At 44.5% G+C, this 12,519-nt stretch carries 21 protein-coding genes; 6 read left to right on the top strand and 15 right to left on the bottom strand.

What is annotated here, in order from left to right:
* The first annotated feature begins 103 nt into the window (after nt 1–103).
* From C2U43_RS29475 to repA, 3 genes are all read left to right on the top strand, one after another.
* Complete coding sequence (locus C2U43_RS29475) at nt 104–364, top strand: hypothetical protein (protein ID WP_158654570.1); 261 nt, start codon at nt 104–106, stop codon at nt 362–364.
* A 42-nt stretch (nt 365–406) separates the two neighbouring features.
* On the top strand, nt 407–646 hold the full coding sequence (locus C2U43_RS25425; RefSeq protein WP_021519658.1) for a hypothetical protein: 240 nt from the start codon (nt 407–409) through the stop codon (nt 644–646).
* 413 nt (nt 647–1,059) lie between these two features.
* Nucleotides 1,060–1,941 carry a plasmid replication initiator RepA gene (repA, locus tag C2U43_RS25420; RefSeq protein WP_071525564.1) on the top strand — a complete coding sequence of 294 codons (882 nt, stop codon included), beginning with the start codon at nt 1,060–1,062 and terminating at the stop codon, nt 1,939–1,941.
* Nucleotides 1,942–2,598: 657 nt separating this feature from the next.
* Here the strand turns inward: repA and C2U43_RS25415 are convergent.
* The 8 genes from C2U43_RS25415 to C2U43_RS29895 form a co-directional block, all read right to left on the bottom strand.
* On the bottom strand, nt 2,599–3,048 hold the full coding sequence (locus C2U43_RS25415) for a hypothetical protein (protein WP_032420250.1): 450 nt from the start codon (nt 3,046–3,048) through the stop codon (nt 2,599–2,601).
* A 78-nt stretch (nt 3,049–3,126) separates the two neighbouring features.
* Nucleotides 3,127–3,414, bottom strand: a complete 288-nt coding sequence (locus tag C2U43_RS25410) for a hypothetical protein (protein WP_032420747.1) — start codon at nt 3,412–3,414, stop codon at nt 3,127–3,129.
* Nucleotides 3,415–3,573: 159 nt separating this feature from the next.
* Nucleotides 3,574–3,777 carry a hypothetical protein gene (locus C2U43_RS30140; protein WP_032420265.1) on the bottom strand — a complete coding sequence of 68 codons (204 nt, stop codon included), beginning with the start codon at nt 3,775–3,777 and terminating at the stop codon, nt 3,574–3,576.
* A gap of 147 nt (nt 3,778–3,924) precedes the next feature.
* Nucleotides 3,925–4,176 carry a hypothetical protein gene (locus C2U43_RS25400; protein WP_002353177.1) on the bottom strand — a complete coding sequence of 84 codons (252 nt, stop codon included), beginning with the start codon at nt 4,174–4,176 and terminating at the stop codon, nt 3,925–3,927.
* 90 nt (nt 4,177–4,266) lie between these two features.
* On the bottom strand, nt 4,267–4,914 hold the full coding sequence (locus tag C2U43_RS25395; protein ID WP_002353182.1) for a ParA family protein: 648 nt from the start codon (nt 4,912–4,914) through the stop codon (nt 4,267–4,269).
* A gap of 161 nt (nt 4,915–5,075) precedes the next feature.
* Nucleotides 5,076–5,519, bottom strand: coding sequence for an antirestriction protein (locus C2U43_RS25390; protein ID WP_020316843.1), 444 nt, complete (start codon nt 5,517–5,519; stop codon nt 5,076–5,078).
* A 235-nt stretch (nt 5,520–5,754) separates the two neighbouring features.
* Complete coding sequence (locus C2U43_RS25385) at nt 5,755–6,522, bottom strand: tyrosine-type recombinase/integrase (RefSeq protein ID WP_032420248.1); 768 nt, start codon at nt 6,520–6,522, stop codon at nt 5,755–5,757.
* Nucleotides 6,523–6,835: 313 nt separating this feature from the next.
* Nucleotides 6,836–7,030, bottom strand: coding sequence for a hypothetical protein (locus C2U43_RS29895; RefSeq protein WP_047715647.1), 195 nt, complete (start codon nt 7,028–7,030; stop codon nt 6,836–6,838).
* A gap of 105 nt (nt 7,031–7,135) precedes the next feature.
* Here C2U43_RS29895 and C2U43_RS25375 point away from each other — a divergent pair, with 105 nt between their 5' ends.
* The gene (locus C2U43_RS25375) at nt 7,136–7,525 is read left to right on the top strand and encodes a hypothetical protein (protein ID WP_002353184.1); all 390 of its coding nucleotides are present in this window, start codon (nt 7,136–7,138) and stop codon (nt 7,523–7,525) included.
* Between the two features lie 250 nt (nt 7,526–7,775).
* Here C2U43_RS25375 and C2U43_RS25370 read toward each other — a convergent pair whose 3' ends face one another.
* From C2U43_RS25370 to C2U43_RS25355, 4 genes are all read right to left on the bottom strand, one after another.
* The gene (locus C2U43_RS25370) at nt 7,776–7,967 is read right to left on the bottom strand and encodes a ribbon-helix-helix domain-containing protein (protein WP_002353195.1); all 192 of its coding nucleotides are present in this window, start codon (nt 7,965–7,967) and stop codon (nt 7,776–7,778) included.
* A 161-nt stretch (nt 7,968–8,128) separates the two neighbouring features.
* Nucleotides 8,129–8,452, bottom strand: a complete 324-nt coding sequence (locus C2U43_RS25365; RefSeq protein WP_002353175.1) for a CcdB family protein — start codon at nt 8,450–8,452, stop codon at nt 8,129–8,131.
* Entirely contained in the window at nt 8,452–8,700 is a 249-nt protein-coding gene (locus C2U43_RS25360) for a type II toxin-antitoxin system CcdA family antitoxin (protein WP_002353172.1), read from the bottom strand. The genes C2U43_RS25365 and C2U43_RS25360 overlap by 1 nt, the downstream gene beginning before the upstream one ends.
* A gap of 97 nt (nt 8,701–8,797) precedes the next feature.
* Complete coding sequence (locus tag C2U43_RS25355; RefSeq protein WP_032420243.1) at nt 8,798–9,262, bottom strand: thermonuclease family protein; 465 nt, start codon at nt 9,260–9,262, stop codon at nt 8,798–8,800.
* A 399-nt stretch (nt 9,263–9,661) separates the two neighbouring features.
* Between C2U43_RS25355 and C2U43_RS25350 the strand changes: the two genes are divergently transcribed.
* A complete protein-coding gene (locus C2U43_RS25350; RefSeq protein WP_002353166.1) occupies nt 9,662–10,030 on the top strand; it encodes a hypothetical protein in 369 nt (122 codons plus the stop codon).
* 172 nt (nt 10,031–10,202) lie between these two features.
* Nucleotides 10,203–10,631, top strand: a complete 429-nt coding sequence (locus C2U43_RS25345) for an antirestriction protein (protein WP_020316838.1) — start codon at nt 10,203–10,205, stop codon at nt 10,629–10,631.
* Nucleotides 10,632–10,662: 31 nt separating this feature from the next.
* Here C2U43_RS25345 and C2U43_RS25340 read toward each other — a convergent pair whose 3' ends face one another.
* The 3 genes from C2U43_RS25340 to C2U43_RS25330 are packed head-to-tail and all read right to left on the bottom strand — an operon-like array spanning nt 10,663 to nt 12,519.
* Nucleotides 10,663–11,199, bottom strand: a complete 537-nt coding sequence (locus tag C2U43_RS25340; RefSeq protein WP_032420262.1) for a hypothetical protein — start codon at nt 11,197–11,199, stop codon at nt 10,663–10,665.
* 37 nt (nt 11,200–11,236) lie between these two features.
* Nucleotides 11,237–11,695 carry a hypothetical protein gene (locus C2U43_RS25335; RefSeq protein ID WP_032420241.1) on the bottom strand — a complete coding sequence of 153 codons (459 nt, stop codon included), beginning with the start codon at nt 11,693–11,695 and terminating at the stop codon, nt 11,237–11,239.
* A complete protein-coding gene (locus C2U43_RS25330) occupies nt 11,692–12,519 on the bottom strand; it encodes a ParB N-terminal domain-containing protein (RefSeq protein ID WP_020316842.1) in 828 nt (275 codons plus the stop codon). Before C2U43_RS25330 ends, C2U43_RS25335 begins: the two co-directional genes overlap by 4 nt.

Raw genomic sequence — 12,519 nt, 5'->3', positions numbered from 1 at the left:
CCCGGGGTTTCAGCGTCGCGCCACAGCGCCTCAGATAGATGCGGTAGCCTTTGGCGGGTCGTCATGCCGCGGACCACCCCCCCAAAAAATTCCACAATGCGGAATGGCGGAATTTTCTGGGGTTCCCGCTTACCCCCCCAAGAACGGGAAGGGCTACCCCTTCCCTGTTTGCTATCACTTTATCTTTCTGCAGCGCATCGAGCTGCGGATTTTTGCTATCACTTTTTCAATCCGGAAGCGACCGGCCAAACAAAAAATGATAGCAAAAATAGTAAAAGGTGATCAGCTGGCCAAAAATATCTGCTATCATTTTTGTGTTGGCCAGCTCGCCGGCGCCATTCAAAATGATAGCATTCCGGCGTGAAAGCAAGACTGGCCTCAATGTTTAGCCATTTGAGGGGTATGTATGGGGACATTAACAGTCAGGCCACAGCCGGAACATGAAGATGCACTGGAGGCCGTAGGCGTGTTGTTGCAGGAAAAACGCGCTTCACAGACGTTACTCAAATCACTGATGGCCTACGAGCAACACTGTAATGAGATCGCCCGATTGAAAGCAGCCTTGTACAAGGCCGAGAAAGAGCGTGATGAGTACAAAGGTAAAATAGAGCGCTTTAAAGCTGCCCAGCTCGCGTTATTTGAATAGAGCAATGAAGCTAACGCCCTTTGGTTGTTGAATCTCGCTACGTTCCACAGGGAGCCTGTAGAACGTAACAGGATTGTCGGTAAAGTGATCCGGGATCGTTTTTGGATCTTCATTCTGGATCAATGTAAATAATTTAGTTATGATTAGTCCGTTCTGCTTACCGAACCTCGACCTTGTAGAAAGGTGCTGGTAGTGATAGATTTCATCGCTAAGTTTGCAAGACGTAAAGAATTTCAGGTAGACCACGCCAAAAGGTGGTGAAGGAAGGGTTGAAAAGCCCAAAAAACAAAGCCCCGATTATCTTCCAGTTTGGCGACGGGTAAAGATAATCAGGGCTAGGTACGAAACCTAAGAAGGATTATAACCTATGTATTCCTCAAAGCAACCCCTGTTCGCCATAAGTGCGGGCGGCGGTGTCTGAACAAAACACATCCCCTACTCCGTTAGTTCGTGATTGCTATGTACTCAACGCTAATCCTGCGTTTCAGATACCGGCACACCATAAACACGAATTGCCAGCGTTCAATAAGCGTCTGATCAATGTTGTATCCAAGCGCGACGTATCGCGTTGGGAGGGCTTCTACTTCCTTCCCGCCTACCATCATAAGACGCATCAACGCATAGAACGGCAGCGACATTTCAATAAACATCGTGCTCGGGCTATCTGCGCTCTTACTCATGCAATGTGTTATCACCTTCATATTGCCTCAGGCACGATTCCGGCTTGTTTTACAACCTTAGCGAATGAAGCAGGACTGGCGACGGTTTCAAAAGCCGGTAATCTCTCAATCACTCGTGCTACCCGAGCGGCACACACGCTGGCCGCGTGGGGATTGATCCAGTACAAGCTCATTTGGGATAAAGTAACCAAGCAGTATTTCCCTGCTGAAATAGAAGTCACGGAACTGTTTTTCGATTTTATAGGTGTAGGCGCGGATGCGTTTAAAAGAGCACAAAATCAACAGTTAGCATGGATAAATCGCGGACTGTTAAAGAAGGGGGAAGCCGCGATCAGCCTTACAGAAGCACGTAGACGCCAGAAACAGCAGTATATCGAAACTACGTGGAAGCGCCGTAAAGCCTCTCAGGAAATGAAGAAAATTCAGAAAGCGGCCAAGGTTGCTGTAGCTAAAAAAGATGAAGAGCTGCGGCATATGGTTGCCAAACAGATTCAAAGTGAAATCCGGCAGGGATTGCATGAAGGTATCGATTTAGCTTCGGTGAAACACCTTCTGAATAAGCGCATCATGTATTACCGTACCGTCGCCAGTTCTGACGACCCTAACACCGCCTGACCTACCTTTTTCAGCTTATCCGTACCAACGGAGGCTTTGCTACGCCTCTAACATGGCTCTGGTCAATAAGTAGTCACCAACACGCTATTCCCCCCTACTTACCACGCTAAAAAAACAGATTTGAGACCCGTTTAAATGAGTTATGAACATATAGATGCAAATGGCTTTTTTTATTGTATGCAATCAGAAGGTTAGATGCGTGGAGACAGACCTTTTCTTTTAGAGAACAAGATATATAAATATAAGAGCCTTACAGCTCTGGATAAGTGACCGCCCTTGCAGCGACGTAAACGTCGCGCCGGTTCGGTTTGTCGCTACGCTCCTAAGTAGCACCCGCAAGCGGGCAAATCGCTGAACATTCCTTTTGTCTCCGACCATCAACCAACAGCACCGCTTTACGTTCCGTGGCTTCGCAAAACCCGGTCTTACAGGAAGGGGGGCAAATTGCGCTCCTAACGCTCGCAGAAACGTTTTTGTCGTCAGGGTATATATCAGGATGGAAAAACAACTGATCGCCTCAGGAATGGCGTTTACGTGCCTATTTTAAGTTAAAAACCGGCAACGCTCGCCGCAGACTCATGACCGAGCAGCGCGAGCGAATGAGCGAGGAAGCGTAAGATCGTCAGGACTAACAGAGAAAGGAGGACGCGCGGAGGTTCATTGGTGGCCGTTTTTAGGTGTCATGTCGAAGATACCTAATACCGGAATAATTTCTTGGCTCGCACGGCCAGTTAGCACCAAAAAATGTCGCCAGATTCCATATGGAATAGGCATTTCGCCGCTTTTGAAAGCGCGTATACGGCGTCCGCCTTGTTTACCGTGTAAACCAAATAATGCGGCCAGCTTATCTTCACTGTCGTACTCAGTGAACACTGTCTGAAATTGCCCGAACCACGCACGGATAAGTTCCGGTGCCGGTGCTTGCCATCCCTCGTTCTCCCTCAGTAAATGTTTCTCACCGTATATGGCCGCGTCAAAATCGGGCACAGATCCATAGTGCGGAGCATTGAGGTTATTTAGCAGTGCTTTGCACCCACGTTCGACGCCATCACGAAGCAAAATCAGGCGTTGTTCATTGGTATCTGGTAACTCGATTGTTATCGTCATTAAAAGCCCCTCACAACGATTTAAAAGAAAGGGCAGTTGTTACCTGCCCTGTTTTAGTAGCGTGCTTACGCGTTAGGTTTAGAGCGGTTTTAGCGCGATATGCTTAATATCAGAAACACGGATGTTTACCAGCTCCAGCGTACCCGTGGCTAAGGATTTCCATTTGCCCGATGAGTGAATGTGCATCAGGCAGTAGTAAAGGTATCTAGGCAGAACAATATCTGTCCTGAAAACCTTTATTCCTATATGCTCTGGATTGAACGTATAGGTTGGTTCCCCCACGGATTTTAAAGAGCCTCTACGCACTACCCAAAAGTCTGCATCAGGGAAGCGGGTAGCAATAACAGCAACATCTTGCAGTCTCATCGTTACCTTAGTGAATACTAGCCTTCCAGAACTGGCGGCTTTCTGTTGATCCACAGGTAAACTATATCAGGCACATCACATAAATTCTTTAAGGTATCTTACGTAAATCCTATGGGTTTTCTTGGGAAATCCGTAGGATTTATGTAAGGACTCTTTGAGTTATTTGTTTGCAACTCGGTCTGATTGCAGTAGCTCATAAAGGCCGGATTCATGGCCGGGTGACAAGTTGATATTCTTTATCCCGAATCGCTCAAGCACCTTCTGAAAGTGTGCCAAATCAAGTGACTCCGGGTGCTGTTCGTAGAGGTTGGAATACAGAGGTTCGTCGCTTTCTGGCTCGATCACCAAAAAAAACCATGACATTGGACTGTCCCAACCTAGCAGAACGTCAACTTTCCCACCGGGAGTTAATCCGGTTAGTCTATGCTGACTCATATGATACCTCTTTTATACATCCAAAAGGAATCCTAAGGATTCCCCAAGGGAATACAAAGGAAATTTAATGAAATCCTAGATCCCCCCTTCCCTTTCCAACTTTTCGCGTAATGCTTCCATAATGTAATTGGAGAAATCCAGATTTGTTTTGTTCGTATCTCGCAGCTTCTGATGGGCGTCAAAATATGTTGTTGGGATCGCTTTCAGTGTTTTTGTACGCACTGTACGTTGTGCCGGTGCTGCATTATTCTTTTCAGTATTAACCTGTAGAGGCGCTTCATTTCCAATATTGAGAGCGGCATCGAAGATAGATTGTTTATTTTTCATTTGGAAACCTCTTGGGATTCTTAAAGGTATCTATAGGAAACCTAAAATACATCCTATAGATTTCCTACGGATTCCCATTATACATCAAATTCAGCTTTCAGCTAAAGCCCGTAACTCTTTTACCAGTTCGATAACTTCTCGCCCTGCTTGTGAGCTACGGCCATGCTTAATTTGTGTCACTCCCATTCCTTTTCGTAGTGAGTCTGTAAACCCATAGCGGCCTTTGCGGTATGACAGTCTCCCGTTCAGTAACGTCATGTGCTGAACTTTTTTCATGGTGTCGTCCATGTCCGGGAAGTGTTTCTGGTTAGGTTGCGTTTTACACATCAAAACGTGAGCCTGTATATCTCTGCCCGTCTGCTTTGAGATTTCAGCAAGAACGGTATCGAAGGTAGCCAAACCGATCTGCTCAGTAACATCGTCATTGGCCGGAACGATTATCACGTCAGCAACGGCTATCGCAACGCGGTTAATATCAGCATCAAACCCGCCGCAGTCGATAACAGCCGTTTTCCCTTCCTCATCTACTTTCTTAAGATGTGCCAATAATTCCGCTTTATCTGAAACGGTCACTATCGGCCATTTTTTATCGTCCGGGCGCAGCCTGTTGATTACGCTCAGGCTGTTATGTAAATCCAGATCGAACACTACATCTGGATTAATTTCATCAATGATATGTACACCTGATGTAGTTTTTCCAACCCCACCTTTTGAGATCGAAATTGCATATATCGCCATTTTTACGCACCCCTGTTTAGTGATTCCTTTGGCTATATTACATAAATCCCTTGGGTATGCAAAGTAAATCTTTAGTGTTTCCTCGGGAAATCCCCAGGGTATCCCAAAGCCAAAAAAAACCGGACTGTTAAACAGTCCGGCGATCTGGCTTAAACCAGTGATTAGAGAGAGTGAGAGAGTTTAGCGTAGGTATACGCGCCCTCTAGCGTATCGGCATGAGAGAGGATGTATTCCCTCAGCTCCTTGTATGCCTGATAGATTGCTGGCTCACTTGATTCACCCGCAACGAGCGACAAAACGTCGAGTGTTACGCCTAGCCCCAGTTGCTGATTATCCAGCGAGATAGAGAAGTTATCGAATCTGACCAGATAGACTTTCTTTATCAAAGGGTACAGGTAGAAGCCTTTGTCTGTTACATGCTGTAACCCCCATTCCTGACTTTCGGGAATTTTAGTACCAGTAATTCGCATTTCATAGAACGTTTCAATAAGAAATTGGAGCATGACAACTTTACTGCGATGCTCGGTATCCTCTAACAGTTCTGCCATGAGATTACGAGTAAAGACTTCGCCCTGAGTGGTTGGGGTGTTTGAGGTATGTTTCATAATGGCTCCTTGTGGGAACCATATCGCCACTGGCGATATGGTTCGCCGTGGCATGAAGGGATTAAGTGTGCGTTTCAACCGGGTATAGCGCACGTTAGCCGGTGTCCTATGATAGCAAGGTGACGTAAAAACGTCCAATATTAAGAGGGAAGTACATTGGGAATCCATTATAAATCTATAAGAAATCTAAAGGAAATCTTATGAGGTTCTAAAAGGTTTCTTTCCGGTTCTGTTGTTAAGGTGTCAACATTGAAAGCATTGCGGGATCTGGCGGGAATGTAAACTGTATTCCCCGGTTCCGGCCTATCCCCACATCGAGGGCAAACACCCTCAGGTAGTGTTGTGTGCTCTTAAAATCCCGGTGTCCCATATATGCCTGTAATGTAGCGGGAAGCGCACCATGCATCGCCAGATGCATAGCAAAGCTATGTCTCAGTGTTTTGGGGGTGATCCCCGGAATGGAGAAGCGTATTCCGTGCTGCTGGCATTCATCCAGTGCGATATTCATCCAGTTCCGGGCTGTGTCGTCCGTTATCCCCCATACCGGTTTAGTCCGGTGGCGTGTAAATGTCGCCAGATGGTCACGCAGCCTTACCGTAAAGGCTTCATCCAGCAGTGGTACAGCCCGTTTTACCGGTTGATTTTTGCGTGGCCGTCCGGGACGCGGCTGCTGGCGTTGTTTGAGGGTGTGCAGCACCACGAACGGCCTCGCGGCATCGAGAACAATATCTTCCGGGGTGACGGCCAGCGCTTCATTGATCCGTGCGCCGGTGTTCCAGATAAGGTCAAACAACATGCGCTGGCGCAGGTCTGCAACGGCATCGAGTAGAACGGCCACTTCCGGGGCAAGCAGATAGCGCGGGTATCCTGTCGTGGCGGCTGCGAGCTGGCGCAGGGCATAAGCCAGCGTGTAATCCATCCCCACCGGCACGGCAGGGGGGGTGTTATGCACCGAAACGACGCTACGTGAATTCTGCAAGATTTCGCGGGGTAATATGGTCAATTTTTTAATCTCCGCTCAATGCCGGTTACGTGGCTGTTACGTATCTATTCTGACGTAAACCGGAAAACCGGGCGCGGGTAAAAACTCCGCTGGCCGTAAATCGTTGACGGTTAAATCATCCCATTACGGAGTTTAACCGAATAGCCGGAGCGGGGCAGACACAAACACACCCCCACGGTTGAAAGAAACCCGCCCCGCCCGACACAACATATAGTATGTCCGTCAGCTGCGACCGATACAACATATAGCGTTATCCACAGAAACGGTGGATAAGTGCGGCGGTTCGGTGGAATGGGCGTTTTACCGAACAGGGCTAAACAGAATGAATTGCTGATGTCAGCGTGTTAACTGCGAAATAGGCCACAGTGATTGCCAGCGCGAGGCTGAATCCTATTGTCATCACAAACACGGCTAGTTTACGCAGAGCACGGTTTGGTTTTGGGATTATGGATAACGCTAAAAAACCGCCAGACAACATAAAAAGACCTGTAAGGAACGGAAGCAGCATATTCACCTTCACTCTTTCAAAATTTATTCTGATTATATACGTTAGTAATCATATGAATCATGGTTAAATGAGTGCCAGTGCATACTTAAAATAGAGGAGTAGGCTATGTTCGATCAGATTACCGATGGAGTGCATTTTGTAACGGCACTGATCTTATCAGTAATTATTTGGGGATTATGTCTTGCCGTTGCGTGGTATTACCATTTCAGTGAGGCGCGGCGTTACTCATGGCATAATAACTCGTTGGCTGATTTTATGGATCTGATACCAAATTGGTTGATGAACACAGTTCTTGTTGCATGGTTTATTGTGGGGACGTTTCCCATGCTGAACTATGTTGCCGATAAAGCGCAGTTCGGTGGTGTTGTAGGCCGCGCTCGCGAGCTAAACATGTTCGATGATCGACCGTGGTATGGTGTTGGCGGTTATCAGTTCCTGATTGTTGTGGTGATCCTGATAGTGGGATACCTGATTAACTGGTATCGAAACAAGTGACGTTAACTCATTTAAAAGTTATCCAGTAAGCAGAACGGGAAAGGGGATTCCCCGTTCTGCTATCACTTTCTCTCTCCGCAGCGCATCAAGTAGGGAATTTTCGCTATCATTTTTGCGGCGGCCAACCGACCGGCACCATTCAGAATGATAGCATTTCAATCAGATCTATTTTCTGGCTTACCAGCGCCGCGATGCGGCTCGGTCAACCCCTCGACCGCACGAAAACAAGTTTCGTGTCAGTCTCGCGGTTTTAGTTATCGTTCTTCTCGTCCTTGTTTGTGGGCGGAACGCCGTGCTTCAGCAGTAAATCGCTTATGGCCTCGTCCAGTAGTCGGCTTTTAGGGATGCGAGTCTTGGCGGCCAGCTCGTCGAACAGCGGTACGAGATGATTGTCGAGCGAGGACGTGAAGCGGCGGCGGTTTTTCAGAAAGGGTTCAGCCATAACGTTAAGGTTCCATTGTGAAATGAAACTAGTGTAAAGGGCTGCTAGATAGATTAAACTGGTTGCAAATAGTGCCTATATAGTGTCAAAATGCAAAAAAATAACAACATCAGGGAAGGTTTGGTTTAGTCGCCGTTACTGGCGACTTTTTTTATGCGGGATCAGGTGTTCGTAACAATGGCATCAAGAGCAGAAATGATTTCATTTCTGGATGAGGCTATATTGCATATAAAATCTTTATTATTTATTTTCTTCGCTTCTAAAAATGTAATTGCAGGTATGAATACGTAGAAATCAGATTTGTTAATTTTAACAATTGGGTTTATTCTTTTCTTATTTAAGTCAATATCATTTTTCGATACCAGAGGAACGACAATCCTTGTCGTTAAATCGTCAAAGTAATCATTCTGGAGAATAAGGTAGAGCGGCCAAAGTTTATTCGTTTTGGCCGATGGATTGCGGTATACATCAAATTGCTTTGGCATTACAGACTCCCAAAGAAATCGTCATCTGTTAGCATTCCAGCCTTTGCCATAAATTTATTCATAGCTTGCATATCCTCTTTTTCTTCTTCCCGCTCAACATTTTTGGCCTCGATTGCTTGAGCGAGAAGGGTATCCAGTGTTGCCGACAGGTTCATGTCCATACTCCGGGCTTTATCAACCAGTGAGGCCGTCAGGTAAACGTTAGTGCTTCTTTTGGTGCTGTTACGGGTGGAAGCGGCAGTATTCATGGTACTTACTCCTATGCGCAATAGTATGCGCATAAGTATGAGGGATGATTGGAGAACAATCAAGCATCCTGCTTTAATTGATTTTTATAGTATGAAATTATTTATTATCTCTTCGCCATTTCCAAGGTTCAACAGCATTAGGATCAGACCAAATCCCTTTTTTTTCAGAGCGAGCTTTATTCTCTAATGTTACATATTTTTCGTTAGTTGGCTTGCCATGATAACGGTACGCCCAAGCCATGCCGGTAGTAATCATCTTTTCATTAATACTATCGGGAGAGTATACTTCCCCAAGAATACGACTATAACGATCACTGCCATGTGATTTTACATTTACCCATTTATTAGCAGTCAGCATGGTTAACATTTGTCGTGAGCGTTGACCATAAGGTTGTGATTTTTCAGGTGCATCTATACCTTCAAGTCGTATTCTACTTATTTTATTACCTTCTTGAAGGACGTCTAAGGTATCACCATCGAGAATCCTAACGACTTTCCCTTCAATATCAGCGAGTACGCTTAACGGTAATGCTATTAATAAAATCATGAACTTAAATTTCATTATTTATTTCCTTCATTTTTAAATCTGCTAATATATTTAAATCCCGTTTGGATAAGATAAGTTATTACACTGGCAATAAATAATGTAAGTAACGAATCGTAATATTGCTTTGTTAAAACATGAAAGGAAGCAGTAATCATTGATACAATTATTATTGATATAGTTAGTGGCTTCATTTTTAACCCCTTCTTATGTAATACTAAACAATTTACAAACTAACACCATTTTTAGATAAATGCCAGCTTGTATAACTTGTTGAACAAACGTAAGTTTGCTATGATCATCTTACCGGACAACGTGCGCTATACCCGGTTGAAACGCACTTTCTAAACACATCGACCAAAGGCAATCATTACGCTGCCTTTGGCTGCGTGATGATTTGCCCTATGAGGTAACATCATGTTCGATAATCTCGAAAAACCTATCTATGACTTTCAAACTCGTCTTAATTGTGAATGTGTAGAAGCAGAAATTGATAGTTCTGTTATTACTTTGCAATACACCGGGCGCGATTCATACCAGAACCTCGATGCTTATCTAAGCGAACGCAGATCCGTTCTGCAAAAACTAAACTTGGATGATTTTACCGATCCGAAAGTTTACAAGCGTGCTTGGCTTTTTGATCGCGTTGTTATCCATGCTTGCCTGTATCCTGATACACGCACTGCTGATGTAACATTCTTCATGCTCAAACGTGAAGCTCTTGTTCATTTAGACGTGGAACACGTTGTATTAAAATACAGAAAACACTTAGCTGATAAAGCATAAGTGATCGTAGGGATTGAGTTTATACTCAATCCCTTTTTTTTATTTTGAATCAGTCTTACACTGTAAAAGCCAGAACGGGGTTTCACTGGCTTCTAACCCCACATTAATTCTTTCCCAAAGGCTACTGCGTGGCCTTTGGCTGCGCAGAACGCCCTATAAAGAGGGTATCTGTATGAATACTTCCGATAGCATCATCCCTGTAATTGAATCTGTTGTGGCCTCACACAGAGAGCGTATGCGTTTTCTTCCTTCATATCTGAAAACGCCGCGTAATGTCATGCTGTTTGAGGGGCTGCTTTACACCATGATGGATAAACTATCAGATGAGTATTGCGGAGGGCATTGGGAAATGCATCACGTAACCAATGGTGCTTTCTTTATGTCCCCAACGGATCAGGAAACATATCATTGCTCATGGTCAGGTAATTACTATGAAGGTGATATGAGTGCGGAGGCCGCTGGAATTACGGCAACATTGTTTGCCTTATGGTATCTGGTTGCTAAGACTCAGGATCAAGGTCTTTATCAGTTGTATGTAAAGCTTAAGGATTTTGCATATGAGCATAAAGATAGCGGCCATATATTAGCTGCTATTGACTAATACTGGCCGAACGGTCAGATCACCGGGGAAATTATTCCCCGGTTTTTTTCTCTGTCAGGGAACGAGCCAGTTTACCCGCTTCGCTAACGCTACTGGCGAACTCTGAACGAAAGCGGTTGATAGGTCTGAACAACTCCCGCCTTTGCCTGAAATATTCACTCTTTGTTATATTTCCGCACTGATATAATTTTCGGAGTTCACCATGAGCTTCATCGCACAGAATATTGACGCGAACGAACATCAGAACCGGGGGGCAGGGCATAACGCCAACGGTTATTTTCGTTGGGTTAATGAAAGCTGATAAATCAAGAGAAGCGCTTATTGGATTGTTCTTTAGGGATTTTTTTAATGATTTTATTTGGCCTAGATAGAAATCCTGTAACTCCTTTAACGTAGCCTCTGTATTGGGTAAAGATTCCTTGTAATACACTGCCAATGCGTACTGACTTTTATCAGCGTATTTTTTTATATTGGATAATGTAAATGCTCGGGCTAACCAATAAGAGATTTTCTTGCCACAAGGAACACGGCTAGTTACATTATCTTTATTAAACTCATCATCCCACATTAACACATTAACTATATCGTGAAATGTAATCGGGATTTTAACTATCTTTTCCATAATCAGCTCTGCTTTTGACAATGTTTATTAGGTCATGTTTGGTTGTCAGCCTGTTTTGCATCCCGGTGAAAAAAATAGCGATATCCAAATGAAGTGGATAATTTTCGCGCTCTTTGGTTATAAATTCTAATGCAATTCTTTTATATTCATCAGAATTAGGCGCTTGTAGTAATCTCAAAACAAACTGACATTGAGTAGGCGATCCATGCTGCGCCGCCCATTGAAGTACAGCCTCAAAATCAAATCGCTGTACGTTCTTGTTGGTGTTGTCCAATGCTGCTACAAACTTTAATCTACCTTGATTGTACTCGTATGCCCCATCAACAGGATCGTTACAGCGAACGCCCTTCACAGGGCGTTTGTCGAAAGCGAGTTCCCATAGGCCAATATCCTGATTAAAAGCGTAATCGGCAGGGGTTGCGAGTCGAATCAATTTGCTCATTGTCCGTCAGTTCCTTCGGTGTCGGACAATTCTTCTAAGCGGTTTCGTAGTAACTCAGCAATATCTTCTTCCGGGTTGTCAATATCCTCAGGATTGAGATCCAACAGTGACAAAATGGCTGAATACTGCGAGCGGGATAATGCCAAGCGATATTGAGGCTCTTTCTCTTGTTTAGGCTTGCTTCTGTTAAGCAGCTCGTTAATCACTTTTTTAGCCGTTTCACCACCTTCAAGCCGCTGCCGTAGCTCCTTCATATCATCTTCGGCCACCTTATCTAATTTTCCGATAAGGTTAAGATCGCCAATAAATGACTCTTGGACTAATTTCTGCTTAGGCTTGGCGAGTCGAAAAACGCTCATATATTTACTGACCACTGTTTTATTAGATAAACCATGAGCTGCAATTATCTGGTCAGTGGTCAGTCCATTATCTTTATCTGTCTTAATAGATAAAGCACGTTCGAAGATATTTAAATCCCGGCGTAGAGAGTTTTCGGTAGCGTGATCAAGGTGTTCAATAACCTTATCATCATATGATTTTATTTCGCACTCTATCTCTATTTCTTCTCCTATTTCTTTTTCTAACTCACTGCCAGCGCGCCAGCGTGATTCACCTTTAAGTATGACAAATTCATTTTCACTAGCTCCCGGCTTAACAACGATACGTTCACGAATGCCATATAGCGAGCCATCTGGCATTCTCATACCGATAGATTTTTTCAATTTTTCAATATGTTCACGCGCTACAGGGCTTTCCCAATCGCGGCGATCCTGCTTCTTATTGGGAGTCAGTTGAGACAGTTTTAATACTCTAATTTCTGACAT

The organism is Citrobacter freundii complex sp. CFNIH9, assembly GCF_002903305.1.
GTDB classification, from domain to species: Bacteria; Pseudomonadota; Gammaproteobacteria; order Enterobacterales; family Enterobacteriaceae; genus Citrobacter; species Citrobacter portucalensis.
The sequence above is the reverse complement of the archived record's forward strand: the minus strand, read 5'-3'. Positions and strand labels throughout refer to the sequence as shown.

Excerpts from the sequence above, each read along its gene's own strand:
- C2U43_RS25365 (WP_002353175.1), bottom strand. The coding sequence starts at position 8,452 with ATGCCAAAGCAATTTGATGTATACCGCAATCCATCGGCCAAAACGAAT.
- C2U43_RS29475 (WP_158654570.1), top strand. The coding sequence starts at position 104 with ATGGCGGAATTTTCTGGGGTTCCCGCTTACCCCCCCAAGAACGGGAAG.
- C2U43_RS25340 (WP_032420262.1), bottom strand. The coding sequence starts at position 11,199 with ATGTGGGATGATGAGTTTAATAAAGATAATGTAACTAGCCGTGTTCCT.
- C2U43_RS25350 (WP_002353166.1), top strand. The coding sequence starts at position 9,662 with ATGTTCGATAATCTCGAAAAACCTATCTATGACTTTCAAACTCGTCTT.
- C2U43_RS30140 (WP_032420265.1), bottom strand. The coding sequence starts at position 3,777 with ATGTCATGGTTTTTTTTGGTGATCGAGCCAGAAAGCGACGAACCTCTG.
- C2U43_RS29895 (WP_047715647.1), bottom strand. The coding sequence starts at position 7,030 with ATGCTGCTTCCGTTCCTTACAGGTCTTTTTATGTTGTCTGGCGGTTTT.
- C2U43_RS25345 (WP_020316838.1), top strand. The coding sequence starts at position 10,203 with ATGAATACTTCCGATAGCATCATCCCTGTAATTGAATCTGTTGTGGCC.
- C2U43_RS25425 (WP_021519658.1), top strand. The coding sequence starts at position 407 with ATGGGGACATTAACAGTCAGGCCACAGCCGGAACATGAAGATGCACTG.
- C2U43_RS25360 (WP_002353172.1), bottom strand. The coding sequence starts at position 8,700 with ATGAATACTGCCGCTTCCACCCGTAACAGCACCAAAAGAAGCACTAAC.
- C2U43_RS25330 (WP_020316842.1), bottom strand. The coding sequence starts at position 12,519 with ATGTCAGAAATTAGAGTATTAAAACTGTCTCAACTGACTCCCAATAAG.
- C2U43_RS25395 (WP_002353182.1), bottom strand. The coding sequence starts at position 4,914 with ATGGCGATATATGCAATTTCGATCTCAAAAGGTGGGGTTGGAAAAACT.
- C2U43_RS25335 (WP_032420241.1), bottom strand. The coding sequence starts at position 11,695 with ATGAGCAAATTGATTCGACTCGCAACCCCTGCCGATTACGCTTTTAAT.
- C2U43_RS25400 (WP_002353177.1), bottom strand. The coding sequence starts at position 4,176 with ATGAAAAATAAACAATCTATCTTCGATGCCGCTCTCAATATTGGAAAT.
- C2U43_RS25390 (WP_020316843.1), bottom strand. The coding sequence starts at position 5,519 with ATGAAACATACCTCAAACACCCCAACCACTCAGGGCGAAGTCTTTACT.
- C2U43_RS25410 (WP_032420747.1), bottom strand. The coding sequence starts at position 3,414 with ATGAGACTGCAAGATGTTGCTGTTATTGCTACCCGCTTCCCTGATGCA.
- C2U43_RS25375 (WP_002353184.1), top strand. The coding sequence starts at position 7,136 with ATGTTCGATCAGATTACCGATGGAGTGCATTTTGTAACGGCACTGATC.
- C2U43_RS25370 (WP_002353195.1), bottom strand. The coding sequence starts at position 7,967 with ATGGCTGAACCCTTTCTGAAAAACCGCCGCCGCTTCACGTCCTCGCTC.
- C2U43_RS25415 (WP_032420250.1), bottom strand. The coding sequence starts at position 3,048 with ATGACGATAACAATCGAGTTACCAGATACCAATGAACAACGCCTGATT.
- C2U43_RS25355 (WP_032420243.1), bottom strand. The coding sequence starts at position 9,262 with ATGAAATTTAAGTTCATGATTTTATTAATAGCATTACCGTTAAGCGTA.